Consider the following 19675-nt stretch of genomic DNA (forward strand, 5'->3'; position numbering starts at 1 on the left):
CTGTTGACTGTTGACTGTTGACTGTTGACTGTTGACTGTTGACTGTTGACTGTTGACTGTTGACTGTTGACTGTTGATTGTTGACTGTTGATTGTGAGTCGGAAATTGATAACTGTTACATATTGGGTAGCCAGTTAACTCGACATGACTATCAAGCAAAACTTGAAGAACCCAAATCTGGGGGTACATCCTGCCACCGCCCTTGTCCGACTGCTTGAATTGCTTCTTTTAGCAAGATATCGCCGGTATAAATTGCCCTACCGACGATCGCACTTTTGACACCAATTGGTTCCAAAGCCAGCAAACTCAACAAATCTGCGATCGAACTAACGCCACCGGAAGCAATCACCGGAATCGAAATAGCGTTAGCAATTTCGCGCAAAGATTCCAAATTCGGCCCTTCCATAGTACCGTCACGGTGAATGTCGGTGTAAATAATTTCAGCCGCCCCTAACTCGGCCATTTTTTGCGCCAATTCTGTCGCTAAAACTTCCGAAGTTTCTAGCCAGCCTCTAGTAGCAACTTTACCATTTCTGGCATCGATGCCGACCAGAATTCGATCGGGAAATTCGGCGCACAATTCGCCAACTAATTGCGGTTGTTCGACGGCGACAGTGCCGAGAATGACGCGCCGGACGCCTAAATTGAGGATAGCAGCAACAGAAGCGCGATCGCGCATTCCGCCACCTACTTGACAGGGAACGTCTACTGATCGGACGATCGCTTCAATGGCTGCTTGGTTGACTGGATGACCGGCTTTAGCGCCGTCGAGGTCTACTAAATGCAGCATTGTCGCGCCTTCATTTACCCACTGTCTGGCGACTTCGACGGGGTTGTCGTTAAAAGTTTGAGACTTCGCGTAGTCTCCCTGATACAATCTGACGCATTTTCCATCCAATAAGTCGATCGCTGGAATTACGTTCATAATTTTTCCTCAAATTGCTAATTATACCAGCTAAAAAAAAGAATGCAACTTTAGGCAACATTCCCACCCATACATAATCATTCATTATAAATTTTATAACCTAAAGTAAAGAGAGTCTTACGATCGCCTAGTACCATTTATTTGTGACATTCGCAACCGCTATTAAGATGAAACATAATCGCCGAAGAAAGCGTTGACCATAAAGGAGTATTGACCTCGGCTTTTTGCAAAGCTTCTGCCGTCCAGTCGTTGCAAGTTCTCAAAACATAGTAACTGCCTTTTGCTTCATAAAAACTATCGCTGTTGTCGTAGCCGTAGCTAATTTTTATTTTCTTACCTGGTGCGTCTAATTGAAATGAATTTTTAATAAAATCTACCATCTTCAGATAATTTTCGCCGCTAATTTTCACACATTTGGTTTCTATATTTTGGGGTAAAACCCGATAACTTTGAACGTGTACGGTAGACGGAGTAGGGAGAAATAGCGCCTTGAAAGCTGTAACTGGGTTGATACTTCCTGATGTGGGAGTTTCCAACATAAAAGCTCGATCTCCCCAGCCAAAAGACAAATATTTATCATCAGAAGTGGCATCCCGCCCTATTTCTGTTAGCGGTAAAAATTGATTCCAGTCAAAATATTCATTTTTAACTGGAACAATAATTTCGGTGTGGATGCCTTGGTTGGAAATGTATAGAGAGATTGTGCAATCTGCTTGCGAGTAATCTCCCGACTTTGTGGGAGTGAGATAGCCAATTGTTAAGAAAGCGCTTAAAGATAAGATGACAATTCCTAAGCGCTGTATGATTTTTCTCATTTTAACCGTGGGTTTCAAATTCTGCCTTCGGATGGCGGGCGCTGCATTTTTGTGGGAAAGAATTCTTGCAATGCCGAATTGCGCTGTTCGGGGGTTTCCTTCGCCCAATTCGACAAACTTTCGTAGAAAAAGAACGACACGCCAGCGAAATCTCTTTTTCGCACTTCTTGCACTTGTTCTTGAATTTGTTTGAGGGGCACGGAATTATTTTTAAGGCCTGTTAAAATGCCGATCGCAGTTGGAATGTTAAGTTTAGCCAGTTTAACTTCTTCCCGTTCCAGTTCGGCACTAAAACGCTTGATATCGCTGCGATAAACCTGCAACACAATTTCTTGAATGTAGCCGCGTCTTTCCCAGGTAAACCAGTCCTGCAAGTGGGCGGGTAAAGAAAAGTGAAAAGGGTTCGGAGATAAGCTGACAATACATTTTTGTTTGCGGGATTTGATGGCGCGGGAAACTCGCCCCACGAAGTCGTTGATTTTGTCGGCGCGCCAGCGCACCCAGAAGGTTTCGCGGGGGTCGTTGGAGGGAGGACTTTTGATTTGTTCTTGATACATTGACACGGTTAACGGTTCGTAGCCAAATTCTACTGGCAAGCCGAAATGGTCGTCAAATTGAATGCCATCTATATCATAATTATCGACAATTTCTAGGATTAAATCTAAGATAAATTGCTGGACTTCGGGATGAAAGGGATTCAGCCAAACTCGCTCGTGTTGGCCTTCTTTCCAAATAGTTGAACCGTCGCGCCGCTGCGCCAGCCATTCGGGGTGAAGTGTGGCTAATTCCGATTCGGCGGGAGCCATGAAACCAAACTCAAACCAGGGGATTACTGCTATACCTTTTTGGCGGGATTGTGCTATAATTTCTTTGAGGATGTCTCGGTCTTTCAATCCGGGCGATGGGTCGATCGACTGTCCGAATACTCGTTGGGCGGCAGCGCTGGGATAAAGCGTATAGCCTCCTTGCCAAACCGTCGGATAGATGGTATTGAAATTGAGTTGATCCAGTCGATTTACAGCGTCAATGATGTTGTTGCGGGAGAAGATAACGTCGCTGTCAATGTTCGTCAGCCAGACGCCGCGCACTTCGGTTTTTGGGGTGGTGGGCGGGGTTTGAGCCAAGAGACGGGGGGATAAAATCGCGGAGGAGGTAAGGGCGATCGTAAAAACAAGTATTAAAGCCAGTATCCGCTGCCATTTGTGCAATTTAATCATCAATTTTTCGCAAATATGCTTATTTTTAGACTGATATTTTACCGTATAATTAGCTTGTTAGGGTGCGTCAGCTAGGGTTATTTGATTAAAAGTCGATCGAACATTTCCTGATGCACCTACTATTTTTGATATTATTGGGGGTCAACGATAGTACCCATAAATAATATTGTTCCTGTAGTATTGTCTCGAATAGCACAAAAGAATGGACGGTTTACATTCATTTGAAAAGCCGGCATAGATCTCGTTAACTCAATTACAGTCACGGCTGCTGCTTCTGTACCTTCTTCGTTAACTTCGACAAATGTCTTGTGTGTTACCGATTCTACTTCTACTTGGCTATCAGTCATCGGGGAAAAGTCGGTTTTCACTCCACCGAAAAATTCTGCCATTCCCAAAGCTATAAGTGTATCTTTCAGTTGAACTTCATACTCCATTTTGAAGCGCGGTATTTCAATCATTCCACTTTTAACTCTAAATTCTTGCATCCATTTATTCCAGTTTTCTGCTGTTAATTGCTGCGAGAAAGTTGCCAAATTGGTATTGGAGTTTGGCAAAAAAATATACATACTCAGAGCGCCTTTTTTGCCGTAAGGTAAACTGACTGCTTGAAAAGTGTCTGTTTCGTAGCACCGATAAGAGCCGCTCTGGGACATCATTGGATGCTCTTTGGAACTGCTGTCTGTTAAATAAAAAGTTTTGTTGGCAGTTTGAGATTTATCAAATGGTGTTTCCCAATTGCCTTTGAAATAGATGGCGTTAATCAAAAATAAAAGTGTACTCGGGGTGATTTTCGTGACTATTTTATCAATTTGTCCTTGAGTTTTTTGGCTCACCCAGTTGTTAATTATGCTGAGAGCTTCTTGCGGACTCTGAAAGTCTATTTCGCTAATATTGGCTTGGTAGTATTGTTGATTTATTTGCAAAAATTCTGGTTTTAATGAGAAGCCTTTTCTGACAAAAAGCGCGTTGGCAATTGATACTTGAATCTTGGGATCATTTTTTTGCAAACTCTTTTGCAAATTTTGATTTGCTGCGTTAATTGCTTTTGGACTCATTTTCGTTAATTCGAGAGCTTTTGTCATTTCTTGTTTGGTTTCTCCGCTGACTCCGTTGTATGCCATTGACAGTGCGAGGGCGACCGAAGTAGGGGAAATAAAGATATTTTGATTCGGCTGTTGTTTGCTGAGGGTGTTGAACAAGTTAAAACCAAATTTGGTATTAGCTGCAACAAGTCTGGCGTCTACATTTATCTGGTTGTTAGGGGGTGTCATGGCTAGAGCTTCTGAGTGATTGGGATTTCCGAGGTTGATTGCGTTAATTTTTAGTGACGGCGCCAATTATGTGATTCAACCGGACATGATATCATATTCAATTGGTTAATTTTTTAAGAATAGCCTTGCAGGTTCATGACTTTTCGATAGTGGGCTTCTATTTCACTTACTGTTTGCGATTGACGCTCACTATTCCACTCGCTGCGATCGAATAATTCCCGCCTCAAAGCATCAACATCGATCGTTTTCACCTTACCTTCGGCAACAATTTGCTTGCCGTTTACCCAAACGCTATCTACCGCATTAGTCGGGCGTCCCACAATCAGCAAGCCGATCGGATCTGTGCGTGGCAGCAATGATAAACTGGTTAAATCATACAGCACAAAATCTGCTTTTTTACCGACTGTCAGCGAACCCATTTCATCGGCTAGATTCAAGCCTTTTGCTCCTCCCAGCGAGGCCATTTCTACCGACTGGCGCGGTGTAATCCATTGGCGGTAGTCCAAATCCGTGATATTATGCAAAATCGAACCAATTTTAATTGCTTCCAGCAAATCTTGAGAGTCATTGCTAGCAGCGCCGTCGCAGCCAAAAGATACGTTGACTCCCGCTTGACGGTATTTCAAAATCGGCGCTATCCCGCTTCCTAGCCGCAAGTTGCTGAGGGGATTGTGTACGACTGTCGCTCCAGTGTCTGCCATAATCGCCATGTCGGAATCGTCTAGCCAAACGCAGTGCGCTAAGGAAGTTCGGGGACTTAAATAACCAATTTTTTGCAGGTGTTCGACAGCGCTACAGCCGTATTTTTCGTAAGCTAACTGTTTTTGAGCGGGGGTTTCTAATAGGTGGGCGTGCCGACAAAGATTGTAGCGATCGCTCAAATCGATGCAGCCTTCAAACAAAGCATCGGAACACAGTTGAATTCCCGTCGGCGCCAACAACATATTAACACCTTTTTCGGGATTGTGAAACTGTTTTATGGCTGTTTCCATTAATTCCAAAGTTGCCTTAGTCGAGCGAATGTAAGCCGCGTGTTCGATGCCACTATCGCCCGCAGGCATTCCCGCTGTCAGGGATTCATCTTGAATTAACGGCCCGATAAAAGCGCGGATACCGATTTCTTGATAAGCGCGAACTGCTGCTGCGATTGTCTCTAATTCTTGCCCCGGAATCAAAACTAAATGATCGACGACGCTTGTACCGCCCGACAGCAATGTTTCTACCGCAGTTCCCAAGGCACTTAAATAAACTTGTTCGGGATCGAGAGGTGTAAAATCGTACAATTCGGCAATCCACAACTCCAGCGGCAAAGGGGGAATAATGCCCCGCTGCCACATTTCTGAAGAGTGAGTGTGGGCGTTGACAAAACCGGGTAGCAGCAGCTTATTTTTGCCGTTAATAACTGTTTGACCCCCCCTATCCCCCCCTTGGTAAGGGGGGGAATTAAAGGGGGGGTTATTGGGCCCGATCGCACTTATGCAATTATCCACCACTTGCACGTCTGTAGTTTCATAACCGCTGTCAACCGGAATTAAAGCATTTTGAATTGTAAAGCTCATAGATTTACCCTTTTTGTAAATTTACATTAATTTTTATTGTATGCTTCCCAGGCGCTAACATTGGCGGTCGCCTGTAATAAAGTTAATAAATCCTAAAAACTCTCAAATAGTTGCCGCTGATACTTAATTATAACCAAGATTTAAGATATGACAAGTTAGTGACAATCAAATAGTTATAAGATTGAAATTGTTTTTGAGTCAAAATCAATATGAATCCTGATTCTCTCCGCACCTTGGGCGTACCGCCGAATGCTTGGAAAGTTGATGCCAAAATTGCCGATATCACCCGATCGCCGATCGCGCCTCAACCTGTTACTCTGGAAACAGAAACTAAAACTCTGCGTTTGGATTTAGCAAAAGCAGCAATGTTGGTGATAGATATGCAAAACGATTTCTGTCATCCCGACGGTTGGCTAGCACATATTGGCGTAGATGTAACGCCCGCCAGAACTCCAATTAATCCTTTAACAAATTTGCTGCCAAAATTGCGATCGCACGCAGTACCAATTATTTGGATCAACTGGGGAAACCGCCCCGATTTGCTCAATATTAGTGCAGCTTCCCGTCACGTTTACAATCCCACAGGCGACGGCATAGGTTTGGGAGATCCGCTGCCAAAAAACAACGCACCTGTACTGATGGCTGGGAGTTGGGCGGCGCAGATTGTGGATGAATTAAAACCCAAACCGGAGGATATTTGTGTTGATAAATATCGGATGAGTGGCTTTTGGGATACTCCTTTAGATAGTATCTTGCGGAACCTCGGCAGAACTACACTTTTCTTTGGAGGAGTAAACGCCGATCAGTGCGTCATGGCTACCCTGCAAGATGCTAATTTCCTCGGTTACGACTGTATTTTAGTCAAAGATTGTACAGCTACGACATCTCCCGACTATTGCTGGCAAGCTACTCTTTATAACGTTAAACAATGTTTTGGCTTTTTGTCGGATTCTCAGGCTATGTTAGAAGCAATTAAATAGTAGTCATTAGTCATTAGTCATTAGTCATTAGTCAGCAGTCATTAGGAATACATTTTTGAGGCTAAACTGCGACAGGACTTACTCCAATACGCTTGGGTTAAGCCCGATCCCCCCTAGCCCCCCTTCTTAAGGGGGGGACAAGAACTTACTCAAAGTCCCCCTTCTTAAGGGGGATTTAGGGGGATCTCCGGGGAATAAACAGTTTTAACCCAAGCGTATTGGGACTTACTCGATGCCAGAAACCAGGTTTATTCGTAAATCTCTAGTTATCAAACAACGATTTTTCAGACAAAGCCGGTTTAGTAAGTCCTGAACTAATGACTCGGGATTCTCACTAATGACAACAGAAACATAAAAACTCACAACTAACAATAAAAAAATGACAAACCAGTGCATGATTCCTGTTATAAAGTCTCCGAAAGACTACCAAGCATTTCGCATCAGTCCGGGCGATACTAATAGATTAGCGATCGTCTTCGATCCGGTAATAGCTAATGTTTCATTAACAGTTTGCGTGGAGATTTTCGATGTGGGCGGCAAAACTCCTCCCAACCGCCATCAATTGGCAGTAGAAATGTTTTTTGTACTCAAAGGAAGTGGGCAAGCAACCTGCGACGGCAAAACAGTTAGTATTCAACCTGGAGATAGTTTGTTAGTGCCTCCAACTGGCACTCACGTAATTGAGAATACGGGGAGTGAACGTTTGTACACTTTGTGCATTATGGTGCCGAATGAGGATTTTGTGGAACTAATTCGCAGCGGTACACCAGTCGAACTCGATGAGGAAGATATGAGAGTTCTCGGGCGATCGGATGTACTCGTACCGTGCTAGGTTTGTAGTAAGGACTTGAGTCCTAGGTTTGTAGTAAGGACTTGAGTCCTTAGAGAAAAAGCTAAAGCCCTTACTACTGAGATGTTGCACCATTCTCAAAAACAGGCAAGATGCCTGTTCCACAAAGAGTGAATTTTATTGTGGGGAGTAGGGGTTGGGCATCTTGCCCCTTAAGAACAGGCAAGATGCCTGTTCCACAAGAGATGAATTTTATTGTGGAACAGGCATCTTGCCTGTTCATAAAATGCTGATCGAGAAGGGTGCAACATCTCAGTTACTACTAACTTTTTTATTTGATGTTTTTGAGGATTTATGCTGAAACTTTGCCCGAAAGAAACAGCGTCAATGCTAACTACAGATGGGGTTCGTTTAGATGCTGACATCTACCGCCCCGATGCGGAGGGCGAATTTCCAGTATTGTTAATGCGGCAACCTTACGGAAGGGCGATCGCCTCTACATTAGTATATTCCCATCCCGCATGGTACGCCAAACACGGCTACATCGTTGTCATCCAAGACGTGCGGGGACGCGGCACTTCCGAAGGCGAATTTAACCTGTTTGTTAGCGAAACACAAGACGGTTTTGATAGCGTCAATTGGGCAGCTAATTTGCCTGGAAGTAACGGCAAAGTCGGAATGTACGGTTTTTCTTACCAAGGCATGACTCAACTCTACGCGGCGGCTGCTAAACCGATCGCATTAATCACAATTTGTCCGGCAATGGTAGGCGGCAATTTATACGCAGATTGGGCCTATGAAGGCGGCGCGTTTTGCCTGCAATCAAATCTCGGCTGGGCAATTCAGCTAGCCGCAGAAACCGCTCGCTTAAAAGCCGATATTTCTGCCTATCAAGCCTTTTATGCAGATTCGAGAAATCTCCCGCTATACGATAGTGTACCCGCGCGTCCTGAGATTATTAAAAATCTTGCACCAGACTCATATTATCACGATTGGTTGGATAATTATCGACCGAGCGAGTATTGGGAAAAGTTATCGCCAAACATCAAAGATTTAGACTTGCCAATGCTGCACGTTGGCGGTTGGTTTGATACTTATTTGCGGGGAACAATCCATCTTTACAAAAAAATGGCTAGCCGGAGTTCCTGTCCGCAGCATTTGATAATTGGCCCTTGGGCGCATTTACCTTGGGGGCGAAAAGTTGGAGCGTTGGATTATGGTTTGGCAGCTTCAAATCCTGTGGATGAGTTGCAAATTCGCTGGTTTGATCAATTCCTCAAAGGAGTTGATACAGGAATATTAGATGAGCGGCCGATTTCGCTATTTGAGATGGGGAGGAATGATTGGCGAAAATTTGATAAATGGCCTAATAATAATCATAAATCTTATTTTTTAGCAACTACCGGACTTGCCGCGATGAGAGAAGATGCGGGTATTTTAACAGATTGTTGCGCGGATGTTGGGACTGATGATATATTCGTACATGACCCTTGGCGGCCGGTACCATCCTTGGGAGGTCACGCTGCATTTCCTGCAGGTGCGATGGAGCGATCGACTATTGACTGCCGCACCGATGTGTTAACATACACTTCGGCACCGCTAACAACAGATTTGCACTTAGCTGGAGATATAATTGTCGAAGTATTTTGTACCGCCGATGCGTCGAGTTTTGATTTGTGTGCGATACTTTCTGAGGTCAAACATAGCGGCAGCGTCTACAATTTTAGTCAAGGTTACGTGCGGGTTAATTCAGATGAAACACCTGTAAGAATAGTGCTGCAAGCCACTTGTATGCAAATTGCCCAAGGTAATGCGTTGCGTCTGAGTTTGAGTGCGGCTTGTTTCCCCGCTTACGATGTAAATCCGGGAACGGGTGCGCCTCCCGGTGAAGCGCGGGCGATCGATGCTAAAATTATCACGCTGACAGTAAGTTGTGGCGGGAATTGTCCGTCTCAAATTTTGCTGCCAATTGTCGATTAAACCTAGAACTTATTCAATTATGAGCGTTATCTTTCACATCACCCGCAGCCAACAGTGGGAACAAGCAAAACAAGTTCAATCCTATCGCGGAGATACGCTAGATACAGAAGGATTTATCCACTGTTCGACTCTGCCACAAGTTCTTAGATCTGCTAATAAATTTTTTGTGGGACAAACAGGATTGCTGCTGCTTTTGATTGACTCGGACAAAGTGCAAGCTGAACTTAAGTATGAGTTGGCGGCGGGTGAGAATTACCCGCACATTTACGGGCCGCTGAATGTTGATGCTGTGTTGAAAGTTGTTGAGTTTGAACCGGGTGCCGATGGTAAGTTTGAATTACCAGAAGAACTAAGGGATGTTGTTTAATATGCACATTTTGTACCATTCTCAAGAACGGGCAAGATGCCCGTGCCACAAGACACTTAATTTTATTGTGGAAGGGGCATCTTGCCTGTTCAGAAAAGGCTAATTGAGAATGGTGCAATATCTAAGTTAATATGCACATTTTGCACCATTGTATACTAACTTTTTAGGGCGTTGCTCTGAGCAACTTTTCACAAGAAATTTTATCTTTTTAGGGCGAGCTAGAAGCCCACCCCACAAGAAATTTTATCTTTTGTGGAAGGGGCATCTTGCCCGTTTCTAACATTAGTGGAAAATCTAAACTTCAACTGATTTATCTACCAACTCTGCCGCCAATTTCAGCGCATCTTCGCGAGTCGCAATTCTCCCCTCAACCCGCGCTAATTGAATCTCCATCAACAATTGACCGATGCGCGGACTTCTGGGCAATTTCAAATATTCCATCAAATCATTGCCGCTAACTAATTGTGTGGGATGAGCAATAATATCATCCCTATCCAGATAGCGATTAATTAACAGTGAAATTTCATCAATCGCAACTCCCGCAGCCACCGCCAAAACCGCTAAAACTGGAAATACTATTCCCACATCCCGAAACAAAAAATACTGTTCTCGCAAAGACATTTCCGCGATAGGTTTTGCTTGCAATTTGGGCAAGTATTTCAAAAGCCCGATCGCACTTTTAATCTCGGCATTGCTGTACTTCAACCGCAGCAACTGAGTTTCAGCAATTGTCGGGTCAGAATCTGCCAAAATAGCCAACTTGCCGACAGCCAACAACGGCGTTTTAATCGTATCTCGAATCTGACGCCCGAATTCCTTCCCTAATTCCGCGTAAATTGTCGCTAACTTGGCAGCAGACGCATCAATTTTAGTCAAAATATCAAAACGGTCGATCGCACTTTCAAACCAAATCGAAAACAAACCGTCTTCGCAACCGCGACAAATCCAAGAAACACCCTCTGGATTGCTCAACAAATAACCTAATTCCGTCCGCACCCGTTCCACCGCTACCCGACTCAACAACGGCGCTAATTCCCGAATCGCCGATTGAGTTTCAGGTTCGATCGCAAAACCCAACTGCGCCGCTTGGCGGTATGCTCTTAATAACCTTAGCGGATCGTCCTCCAAATTTGACCGCGAAATCATCCGCAGCAAACCCAAGCGCAAATCAGTTTGACCGTCCAAAGGATCGATGATTTCTCCTGTAAAAGGATTGCAGGCGATCGCATTTATCCGAAAATCCCGGCGCCGCAAATCCCCCTCCAGACTCCCCCCTTCCGCCTGCGCCAAATCCACCGTACCGCCCGCAAATACAACCCGCGCAATTTGCCGTTCCGCATCCAACAAGACAAATCCACCATTCGTGCGATCGGCAATTTTTCGAGCAGTCTTCACGGCCCGTGTTAGCATAACGAAATCTAAATCAAAATAGTGCGATCGCCTCCCCAGCAGCGCATCCCGCACCGCACCGCCCACCAGATAAGCAGGCGGTGTCAGCAGTTCCAAATCAAACGGCCAAGTATCAGGAGATAATGAAGAGGGCAAATTAATCGGCATCGCAACAAAAATCTACTTTCCTTACAAACAATTAAACTCTTGCTACGCTAGATTAACAGAAAGCTCAAATTTCACCAATCTTTTTGAAATGCACAGAGGATATCAAGAATGTGTATTTGTATTAACTGCCACTATGTAGACCGCTGCTTCACCTACTACGCCGTAGAAGAACAGCACGAACAGCTTCACCTCACCGAAACACCCGATTTCGACCCCGTAGAACCCACCATCAACGTCAACATCCGTCCCCGCCAAGACGAAATTGAAATGGAATGGGATGTAGTTGGGTGTGAGAGTTTCAAGCAAGAGACCGGCAAATGGGCAAAATTGCGGCCAGGCGAACTCGTCCCGACTTAAGTCAGTTGACTGTTGACAATTGTCATTATAGCGGTTCTCAATAAGAGTGAAATTCAAAATATGTAGGTTGGGTTGAGGTTACGAAACCCAACTCTTCATTTAAAATAAGTGTTGGGTTTCGCTATCACTCAACCCAACCTACTTCTAATAACCAATTCCCCATTACCAATTCTTCAATCTAAAATCTAAAATCTAAAATCTAAAATCAAATGAGCTATTGCTTAAACCCAACTTGTCAGAATCCGCAAAACCTAGGTGATGCAGAATTGTGCCAAAGTTGCGGATCAAAATTGTTGTTAACTATTGACGCAGAAACACCATCAGCATCTCGCTACCGAACCATAAAGCCGATCGGGCAAGGAGGCTTTGGCCGAACATTTCTAGCAGTTGATGAAACCAAACCCCTGATTTTTTCGCAGTGCGTAATCAAGCAATTTTTCCCGCAAAATACCGCAGCAGAAAAATCCGCTCAACTATTTCACCAAGAAGCAGCCCAGCTACAAACCTTGGGAAAACATCCCCAAATTCCAGAATTAATCGCGCATTTTGAACAAGAGGGGAGACAGTATTTAGTACAAGAATTTATAGACGGCAAAAACCTAGCCAGAGAATTAGAACAAAAAGGAGCATTCACCGAAACTCAAATTCGGCAAATCCTCAACGATTTATTGCCAGTTCTCCACTTCGTCCACAAATCCAAAGTCATTCACCGCGATATCAAACCAGAAAATATCATTCGCCGCCGGCTAACTCCAGCCCCTTTACCCGCCTTAGAAAATTCCTATCAACCCTCTCCTTTCCAAAAAGATATTGTTTTAGTAGACTTTGGTGCAGCTAAGAAAGTAACAGCAACCGGCTTGCCGCAAACTGGTACAATCATCGGCAGTGCTGCTTATACAGCCCCAGAACAATTGATGGGGAAAGCAGTTTTTGCCAGCGATATCTACAGTTTGGGCGTTACCTGCATTCACTTGCTGACTGAAATTCCTCCCTTCGATTTGTTCGACAGTACAGAGGATTCTTGGGCTTGGCGAAATTATTTGAAGACTGCTGTTAGTGATGATTTCGGCCGCATCCTCGACACCATGCTTCAAAGTGCCACCAATCGGCGCTACAGTTCAGCATCAGCAGTCATCCGGCACTTGAACCCCAAACCGGTGTATTTAGACGCACAGCCGGTGCTAGACGCGCCGGAAACGCCCGCAGAACGGGTGGTTACACCTGCGCCCGGTGTGTCGCTTTTCACTCGCCAACAGCAAGCCGAAATTCAGCAAGCTTTGCAAGAGGATCTCGCCCCCTACAATGTTACAATCCAAGTCAGTCAAGCCAAGCAACAGCTCAATATCGTCATCAATAGAACCGAAGACAACCCCGTTTACTATCCGCACTTATCTCAAATAATTGCCACCAGACTCACCGATTTGCAGTTAAATAAAGTCGCAGCCGTGAAGCTGTTGGGAAGAGTCAACAATTCTCGCCGCCCGGAGTGGAAGCAAATATTGCAAATCGATCCCAAGATTAAATTGAGAAACAAACTCGTGCGGCTGCAACACAATCAATTACTCAAGAAAATCGCCCCTGTTGCTACCCAAGAATTTTGGCTGCCGAAGTTGAAAACTCAGGATTTTTGGATAGATGCGCTAATGTTTGCCTTAGTGTGGTTTATCTTTGGCTCTCAAATAGTCATTTTTAATTCTTGGTTCGCCCTAATAGTTTCGTCGGGTTTTATGACGGTGAAGCATCAAGTTTCCCAACACAAAGAATTTGCCAATAAAAATTTATTTGCAAGTTTAGTAGTGCTGTTTTTGATGAGTGGCGGCATGGGTAATTCTAGGATTTTAAATACGGGAATATTTGGCATTCTTTTGGGTTGCTTAGTTGTAGCTTTGCCACTGTTTTTTGTTAAGGAAAATTATCAGTAATCGTGAATAGCAATCCCCAAGACGGAACATCAGTTAAAAAATACGGCTTAGCCCTGCACACAGCTAGTCGCGAACTCGGTTTAGCCATCAGCAATTTTGCGGGAGATTCTCGCTGCCAAACTTGGAATTTGGATCGCGATTTAGCAACTCATTTGCATCAGTATTTAGTCGAGTTTATTGGGCCGCAAACTTGGGCGGATTTGGCTTTTATTGCAGTGGCGAAGGGGCCCGGAGGTTTCACGGGGACTCGGATGGGTATGGTGACGGCGCGGACTTTGGCTCAACAGTTGGATATTCCGGTTTTTGCGGTTTCAACTCTGGCGGCTGTGGCTTGGGCTGCACCCCCCCAACCCCCCCTTGGTAAGGGGGGGCTTTTGAATATGGAACCCCCCCGCGATTTTGTAGGGGCGGTGCCCCCGTGCCCGCCCCCACCCACAGATGATTTCATGGGCATTTCAGGCATCGGGGCAACCACGGGGGGTTTGCCCCTACAAGAAAATGAACCCGCCCAGTCCCAACCCCCCCTTGCTAAGGGGGGGCTTTTGAGAGATGATATCGCGGTGCAAATGCCTGCACAGCGGGGTCAATTGTTTGGGGCTGTTTATTCAGTTAACAAAGATTCTGGTGTAACTGAGTTGTTTACCGATACGGTAATGACTCCTGAATCTTGGCAGGAAAAATTGGATAATTGGGGGAATTCCTATCAGTTAATTGAAGTTGGCAGCGAGTTGGGTTCGTCGGTTTCTAGCGTGTTGGAATTAGCTTATTTGGAGTGGAAACAAGGAAGTCGCCCTGATTGGTCGGATGCTTTGCCTTTTTACGGGCAACATCCGGTTAAGGGACACTGAATATTGGGAATTGGGCATTGGGAATAGGGCATTGGGCATTATTTCGTTTCTGTTAAACTCACATCTTGCACCATTCTCGCTTAACAGGCAAGATGCCTGTTCCACAAGAAAATCTACTCTTTGTGGAACAGGCAAGATGCCTGTTCCTAAAAGGCTAATTGAGAATGGTGCAAGATATAAGTTAAATCAACTTGTAGAGTGCGTTTTTTTTCCGACCATGCCCGATGCCCGTAAATGATTTATAAGCCATTAAGTAGACTTGATATCGTTGTTTATTTAAGGGCGATACAAACTTCGAGGCAAAAAGTTAATGTTAGCGGGTCTGGGTTTTCGGTTCGCAATCGATCGATCTCAGCTCGATCGCAGCCGCGAGATTCCATAAAATCAAGCATCCAGTTAGTTATTGTCGCCAGATCGATGTATTTTGCTCCGAGGCAAACAGGGCAAATTTCTGGGCTGAGGGTACCGGTGCCGCCGCATTCGGGGCAATCCCAGTGGCTGGTTACGGGATCGGGGGTAGTTAGGATGTTGTTCATGCTGGGAAAAAGTACGCGCGGCGTAGCGATCCCGCAGGGAATCGCACTACTTGTTAACTCTAGCAAAAATGCCGATCGCCCTCACTTCTTCCTGCCTTTACACTAAGCGGGCTAGTGAGTAAGATTGACAAAAATACAAAAGGGGTGGTTATGTTCGATCGCACTCAATGGGTTTTGACCGGTATGTCGATCGCACTTTCGCTTCAGCTAAGTCAGCCAGTGGCAGCAGCCGTGCTCGTTGGCAACGCCGTACAAACAGCACAAACTAACAGTAGCGAGGCTGCCCAAAAAGTATATGAAGAAGCAGAGAAACTCTACGAACAAGGAACAGCGGAAGCCTTAAGAGGTTCGATCGTCAAATATGAAGAAGCATTAAAACTGTATCGAGAAGCGGGCGATCGCGAGAAAGAAGCTGTCACCCTCAACAACATTGGGGGTGTCTACTCAGATTTGGGAGAGCAACAGAAAGCTTTAGACTATTACAACCAATCGCTGCCTCTGAATCGGGCCATCGGCGATCGCAGCGTGGAAGCTATCACTCTCAACAACATTGGTAAAGTCTACTCAGATTTGGGAGAGCAACAAAAAGCTTTAGACTATTACAACCAATCCCTGACCCTGAAACGGGCCATCGGCGATCGCACCGGGGAAGCTATCACCCTCAACAACATTGGTAAAGTCTACTCAGATTTGGGAGAGAAACAAAAAGCTTTAGACTATTACAACCAATCCCTTCCCTTGAAACGGGCCATCGGCGATCGTCGCGGGGAAGCTGTCACCCTCAGCAATATTGGCGCTATCTACTCGGCTTTAGGAGAGAAACAAAAAGCGCTACAGTATTACAACCAATCCCTTCCCTTAAAACGAGCCACAGGCGATCGCAGCGGGGAAGCTGTCACTCTCAACAACATTGGCTTAGTCTACTCAGATTTGGGAGAGAAACAAAAAGCGCTACAGTATTACAACCAATCCCTTCCCCTGACTCGGGTCACCGGCGATCGCTCAGTGGAAGCTACCACCCTCAACAACATAGGCGGTATCTACTTGGCTTTGGGAGAGAAACAGAAAGCTTTAGAATATTACAGCCAATCCCTTCCCCTGACTCGGGCCACCGGCGATCGCTCAGTGGAAGCTATCACCCTCAACAACATTGGCCGCATCTACTCAGATTTGGGAGAGAAACAGAAAGCTTTAGAATATTACAACCAATCCCTTCCCCTGACTCGGGCCACCGGCGATCGCTCAGTGGAAGCTACCACCCTCAACAACATTGGCGCTATCTACTCGGCTTTGCGAGAGAAACAAAAAGCTTTAGAATATTACAGCCAATCTCTTCTCCTGAGTCAGGCCGTCGGTAACGCTAGAACAGAAGCTGTCACCCTTTACAACATGGCTTCTGTCAAACGCGCTCAAAACAATCTTACCGAAGCCCTCAACGATATTGAATCCTCTCTCAAAATCATCGAAAATCTCCGCACCAAAATAGCCAGCCCAGAACTCCGCAGCTCATACTTTGCCACAGTACAAAACTACTACGAATTCTACATCGATTTGTTAATGCAACTGCATAAAACTAATCCTCAATCCGGTTACGATACAAAAGCCTTAGAAGCCAGCGAACGTTCGAGGGCCCGCAGCCTCCTCGAACTCCTGCAAGAAAGTAACGCCAACATTCGCGAAGGCATTTCCCCCGAGTTACTGCAACAAGAAAAGAGCCTGCAACAGCAACTCGATGCCATTGAAAAGCAGCGCATCGAAACAATCAGCAGCCCCAACCCCAACGCAACTAAAATCGCTGAAATCGACAAACAGCGCCTCGCACTTTTGCAACAATATCAGCAAATTCAAGCCCAGATTCGTACCGCCAGCCCCCGCTACGCTGCCCTCACCCAACCCCAACCTTTAACGCTGCCAGAAATTCAGAAACAGATTCTCGATGAAAACACGATTTTATTGCAGTATTCCCTGGGCGAATCTCGCAGTTATTTGTGGGTGGTGACATCAACGGGACTAACTAGCTATGAATTGCCAAAACGCGCCGACATTGAAACAGCAGCAGTGGCTTTCCGCACCGCAGTCACTAGCCCAACCCAGAGAAATATTCCCCAAAAAGTTGCCCAAGCAAGTGCAAATCTCGGTCAAATAATTTTACAGCCCGCCGCAGCCCAATTAGCAAACAAACGCTTATTAATTGTTCCCGACGGCGTGCTGCACTATACCCCTTTTCCCGCTTTAACTCTTCCCCAAACCGCCGGACAAAATACCAATGTTTCCTTAATTGCCGAACATGAAATTATCACTCTGCCTTCTGCCTCAACTCTCGCTATTCTCAGGCAAAATTACGGAGATAGAAAACCGCCCAGCCAAACTTTAGCAATTTTAGCAGACCCTGTTTTCAGTCCAGACGATGAAAGAATTAAAGGAAAAATCACCCAAGCAACAACAGAAAAATTAGAAGCAAATAACCTCGGTTTAAATCGCTCGCTTCGTGCTTCCGAGATAAAATGGCCCCCCGATCGTCTACCATTTACCCGCCAAGAAGCCCAAACAATATCCAGCTTATTCCCCTCAGCTTCTAGCCGTCAAATATTTGATTTTGATGCCAGTCGCACTACCGCTACCGATGGAAATTTAGTCAATTATCAAATCATTCACTTAGCCACCCACGGCCTTGCCAACAGTAAAAATCCCGAACTGTCAGGAATGGTGATGTCGATGGTAGATGACAAAGGCAATCTTGTCAATGGTTTTTTGCGCCTCACGGATATTTTCAACTTGAAACTGGCGGCAAATTTAGTGGTTTTAAGTGCTTGCCAATCGGGCATGGGACAGAATGTTAAAGGCGAAGGAATGGTGGGATTAACAAGGGGTTTTATGTATGCGGGGGCGCAGCGGGTGGCGGTGAGTTTGTGGAGTGTGGATGATGAAGGAACTGCTGTGTTAATGCAAAAGTTTTATCAGAAAATGGTGCAACAAAAGTTAGCGCCGGCGGCAGCTTTGAGGGCGGCGCAGATTGAAATGATGCAGGAGGAAAAATGGAAATCTCCTTATTATTGGGCTGCTTTTACCTTGCAAGGCGAGTGGAAATGATATACAGCACTTTTGCTGGTAAGTAAGTACATAGCCCTTGTAGGGAAACGGCAATGCCCATTGGTGTCAATAAACAGGTTAAACAGGTAGTCCGACAATCCGACAATCCGACAGGGAATTCATTCCCTGGCGGACTACCGGGTGGGCGGGCTGACAGCTTAAGTTGACACCAATGGGCCGAAGAGCCCGCAACGGGCAAGATGCCCGTTCCACAAAGAATGAGTTTTCTTGTGGGGAGTAGGGGTTGGGCCGGAAAGCCCGCCCATAAAAGGGTTTATCGCCCGCTAGCTAAAGCCTCCCGCAATTTGCGGCCGCGCGATTTATCCCGTAGTTCTGGAGTCGCCATCCGCAACACAAAATCCAGCAACCAAGGCGCAATTCGGTGACACCAAACTGCTAAATGACTTTGATATCCTACTAAGATTTCCGGCGCATCTTTGTGCAATCCCGCGACAAGTGCTAGGGCAACTTTTTCGGGAGTTGTGGGCACTACCCAGCGAAATTGCTCCAAGTCTCGCACCATGTCGGTATCTGTTAGAGAGGGCAGCAAAGCTGTGACTCGAACATTGTACTGAGTTAACTCGCTACGCAAAGCTTGCGTGAATCCCAAAATGGCAAATTTGGTAGCAGAATAAGTCGCCATTGTGGGAGCGGCAATTTTGCCCATTAAGCTCGAAACATTGACGATTGTTCCCTCTTGTTGAGTCGCCATTCGCCGAGCTATCAAGCGGGTAATTGTGTAGGTTCCGAGCAGATTTAAGGCGATTTCTTCCTCGATTAATGGCAGCGGGGAACGCAAGAAAGATGCTTGGTGCGCGACGCCTGCACAGTTGACTAGCAGGTGAATCGGGCCGCTATCTCGCCAAGCTTGGGCGATCGCAATATTCACCGCTACTGACTGAGTTAAATCCAAAGCTAACGGCACTACTTCTGTGCCCAAAACATCGATTTCCTCTGCCAGTTCAATTAATTGCTTGCGGTTGCGCGCCACAATCAACAAACGTTTGACTCCTTGTCGCGCTAATTCCAGGGCGATCGATCGCCCAATTCCGCGCGAAGCTCCTGTAACAAGAGCTGTTTTTCCTTGAAGTTGCATAATAGATTAAACCTTTTGGTTGATGCTCACCGCGGCACGGAGTTATGAGTTGTGAGTTGTGAATTATTAGTTATGAGTTGAGTGTTTTGGCGATAACAACTCATAATTCATAATTGTTGAAAAGGCTATCTTGTTCCGATAAGCCTAATTTATTCGTGGGGTTAACTCAAAACCCAAAACTGTTGAATCGCTAACGTGCGCGTGAGTTGAACTAAACTTTTGGTTTGCCAGGAATCAGTCAAATATCTGGTCATGTAACCTCATGCAAGCAGACAAACCTGAGATGGGCAAACCTAGTCGGAAATCATGACCAAGCGGGCTTTATTACCGCTTTTTCTTCAGTCCGCGAAGGCGGACTTTGCCTG

At 45.6% G+C, this 19675-nt stretch carries 16 protein-coding genes; 8 read left to right on the plus strand and 8 right to left on the minus strand.

From position 1 onward, the window contains the following. Positions 1 to 151: 151 nt before the first annotated feature. The 5 genes from hisA to QUA43_RS17965 form a co-directional block, all read right to left on the minus strand. A complete protein-coding gene (gene hisA, locus QUA43_RS17945) occupies positions 152 to 925 on the minus strand; it encodes a 1-(5-phosphoribosyl)-5-[(5-phosphoribosylamino)methylideneamino]imidazole-4-carboxamide isomerase (RefSeq protein WP_190661173.1) in 774 nt (257 codons plus the stop codon). Positions 926 to 1062: 137 nt separating this feature from the next. After that, entirely contained in the window at positions 1063 to 1740 is a 678-nt protein-coding gene (locus QUA43_RS17950) for a TIGR02117 family protein (protein WP_333375668.1), read from the minus strand. Positions 1741 to 1754: 14 nt separating this feature from the next. Then, complete coding sequence (locus QUA43_RS17955; RefSeq protein WP_333375670.1) at positions 1755 to 2957, minus strand: glycoside hydrolase family 10 protein; 1203 nt, start codon at positions 2955 to 2957, stop codon at positions 1755 to 1757. Between the two features lie 131 nt (positions 2958 to 3088). After that, positions 3089 to 4228 carry a serpin family protein gene (locus QUA43_RS17960; RefSeq protein ID WP_333375671.1) on the minus strand — a complete coding sequence of 380 codons (1140 nt, stop codon included), beginning with the start codon at positions 4226 to 4228 and terminating at the stop codon, positions 3089 to 3091. 113 nt (positions 4229 to 4341) lie between these two features. Beyond that, complete coding sequence (locus QUA43_RS17965; RefSeq protein ID WP_333375673.1) at positions 4342 to 5787, minus strand: amidohydrolase; 1446 nt, start codon at positions 5785 to 5787, stop codon at positions 4342 to 4344. Between the two features lie 209 nt (positions 5788 to 5996). On the opposite strand from QUA43_RS17965, the gene QUA43_RS17970 reads away from it, so the two are divergent. The 4 genes from QUA43_RS17970 (at position 5997) to QUA43_RS17985 (ending at position 9904) form a co-directional block, all read left to right on the plus strand. After that, positions 5997 to 6767: a cysteine hydrolase family protein gene (locus QUA43_RS17970; protein ID WP_333375674.1), complete on the plus strand. Its 771-nt coding sequence runs from the start codon at positions 5997 to 5999 to the stop codon at positions 6765 to 6767. 394 nt (positions 6768 to 7161) lie between these two features. Continuing rightward, positions 7162 to 7599: a cupin domain-containing protein gene (locus QUA43_RS17975; protein ID WP_333375676.1), complete on the plus strand. Its 438-nt coding sequence runs from the start codon at positions 7162 to 7164 to the stop codon at positions 7597 to 7599. 345 nt (positions 7600 to 7944) lie between these two features. Further along, a complete protein-coding gene (locus QUA43_RS17980) occupies positions 7945 to 9537 on the plus strand; it encodes a CocE/NonD family hydrolase (protein WP_333375677.1) in 1593 nt (530 codons plus the stop codon). Positions 9538 to 9556: 19 nt separating this feature from the next. Beyond that, on the plus strand, positions 9557 to 9904 hold the full coding sequence (locus QUA43_RS17985; RefSeq protein ID WP_333375679.1) for a DUF952 domain-containing protein: 348 nt from the start codon (positions 9557 to 9559) through the stop codon (positions 9902 to 9904). Positions 9905 to 10198: 294 nt separating this feature from the next. On the opposite strand, the gene QUA43_RS17990 is transcribed toward QUA43_RS17985, so the two are convergent. Then, a complete protein-coding gene (locus QUA43_RS17990; RefSeq protein WP_333375680.1) occupies positions 10199 to 11461 on the minus strand; it encodes a CCA tRNA nucleotidyltransferase in 1263 nt (420 codons plus the stop codon). 108 nt (positions 11462 to 11569) lie between these two features. Here QUA43_RS17990 and QUA43_RS17995 point away from each other — a divergent pair, with 108 nt between their 5' ends. The 3 genes from QUA43_RS17995 to tsaB all read left to right on the plus strand — a co-directional run bounded on the left by QUA43_RS17995 (position 11570) and on the right by tsaB (position 14588). Further along, the gene (locus tag QUA43_RS17995) at positions 11570 to 11818 is read left to right on the plus strand and encodes a Ycf34 family protein (RefSeq protein ID WP_333375682.1); all 249 of its coding nucleotides are present in this window, start codon (positions 11570 to 11572) and stop codon (positions 11816 to 11818) included. Between the two features lie 209 nt (positions 11819 to 12027). Then, a complete protein-coding gene (locus QUA43_RS18000; RefSeq protein ID WP_333375683.1) occupies positions 12028 to 13740 on the plus strand; it encodes a serine/threonine-protein kinase in 1713 nt (570 codons plus the stop codon). Between the two features lie 2 nt (positions 13741 to 13742). Then, entirely contained in the window at positions 13743 to 14588 is an 846-nt protein-coding gene (gene tsaB / locus QUA43_RS18005; RefSeq protein ID WP_333375685.1) for a tRNA (adenosine(37)-N6)-threonylcarbamoyltransferase complex dimerization subunit type 1 TsaB, read from the plus strand. A gap of 272 nt (positions 14589 to 14860) precedes the next feature. On the opposite strand, the gene QUA43_RS18010 is transcribed toward tsaB, so the two are convergent. Next, complete coding sequence (locus tag QUA43_RS18010) at positions 14861 to 15190, minus strand: hypothetical protein (RefSeq protein WP_333375686.1); 330 nt, start codon at positions 15188 to 15190, stop codon at positions 14861 to 14863. A gap of 84 nt (positions 15191 to 15274) precedes the next feature. On the opposite strand from QUA43_RS18010, the gene QUA43_RS18015 reads away from it, so the two are divergent. Further along, entirely contained in the window at positions 15275 to 18214 is a 2940-nt protein-coding gene (locus QUA43_RS18015) for a CHAT domain-containing protein (protein WP_445301980.1), read from the plus strand. Positions 18215 to 18488: 274 nt separating this feature from the next. Here the strand turns inward: QUA43_RS18015 and QUA43_RS18020 are convergent, their stop codons facing one another. Continuing rightward, positions 18489 to 19310, minus strand: coding sequence for an SDR family NAD(P)-dependent oxidoreductase (locus QUA43_RS18020; RefSeq protein WP_333375690.1), 822 nt, complete (start codon positions 19308 to 19310; stop codon positions 18489 to 18491). Positions 19311 to 19675 lie beyond the last annotated feature (365 nt).

This window comes from Microcoleus sp. N9_B4, assembly GCF_036701635.1.
In the GTDB taxonomy this organism is placed as follows: Bacteria; Cyanobacteriota; Cyanobacteriia; order Cyanobacteriales; family Microcoleaceae; genus Microcoleus.

Excerpts from the sequence above, each read along its gene's own strand:
- hisA (WP_190661173.1), bottom strand. The coding sequence starts at position 925 with ATGAACGTAATTCCAGCGATCGACTTATTGGATGGAAAATGCGTCAGA.
- QUA43_RS17950 (WP_333375668.1), bottom strand. The coding sequence starts at position 1,740 with ATGAGAAAAATCATACAGCGCTTAGGAATTGTCATCTTATCTTTAAGC.
- QUA43_RS17955 (WP_333375670.1), bottom strand. The coding sequence starts at position 2,957 with ATGATTAAATTGCACAAATGGCAGCGGATACTGGCTTTAATACTTGTT.
- QUA43_RS17960 (WP_333375671.1), bottom strand. The coding sequence starts at position 4,228 with ATGACACCCCCTAACAACCAGATAAATGTAGACGCCAGACTTGTTGCA.
- QUA43_RS17965 (WP_333375673.1), bottom strand. The coding sequence starts at position 5,787 with ATGAGCTTTACAATTCAAAATGCTTTAATTCCGGTTGACAGCGGTTAT.
- QUA43_RS17970 (WP_333375674.1), top strand. The coding sequence starts at position 5,997 with ATGAATCCTGATTCTCTCCGCACCTTGGGCGTACCGCCGAATGCTTGG.
- QUA43_RS17975 (WP_333375676.1), top strand. The coding sequence starts at position 7,162 with ATGATTCCTGTTATAAAGTCTCCGAAAGACTACCAAGCATTTCGCATC.
- QUA43_RS17980 (WP_333375677.1), top strand. The coding sequence starts at position 7,945 with ATGCTAACTACAGATGGGGTTCGTTTAGATGCTGACATCTACCGCCCC.
- QUA43_RS17985 (WP_333375679.1), top strand. The coding sequence starts at position 9,557 with ATGAGCGTTATCTTTCACATCACCCGCAGCCAACAGTGGGAACAAGCA.
- QUA43_RS17990 (WP_333375680.1), bottom strand. The coding sequence starts at position 11,461 with ATGCCGATTAATTTGCCCTCTTCATTATCTCCTGATACTTGGCCGTTT.
- QUA43_RS17995 (WP_333375682.1), top strand. The coding sequence starts at position 11,570 with ATGTGTATTTGTATTAACTGCCACTATGTAGACCGCTGCTTCACCTAC.
- QUA43_RS18000 (WP_333375683.1), top strand. The coding sequence starts at position 12,028 with ATGAGCTATTGCTTAAACCCAACTTGTCAGAATCCGCAAAACCTAGGT.
- QUA43_RS18015 (WP_445301980.1), top strand. The coding sequence starts at position 15,275 with ATGTTCGATCGCACTCAATGGGTTTTGACCGGTATGTCGATCGCACTT.
- QUA43_RS18020 (WP_333375690.1), bottom strand. The coding sequence starts at position 19,310 with ATGCAACTTCAAGGAAAAACAGCTCTTGTTACAGGAGCTTCGCGCGGA.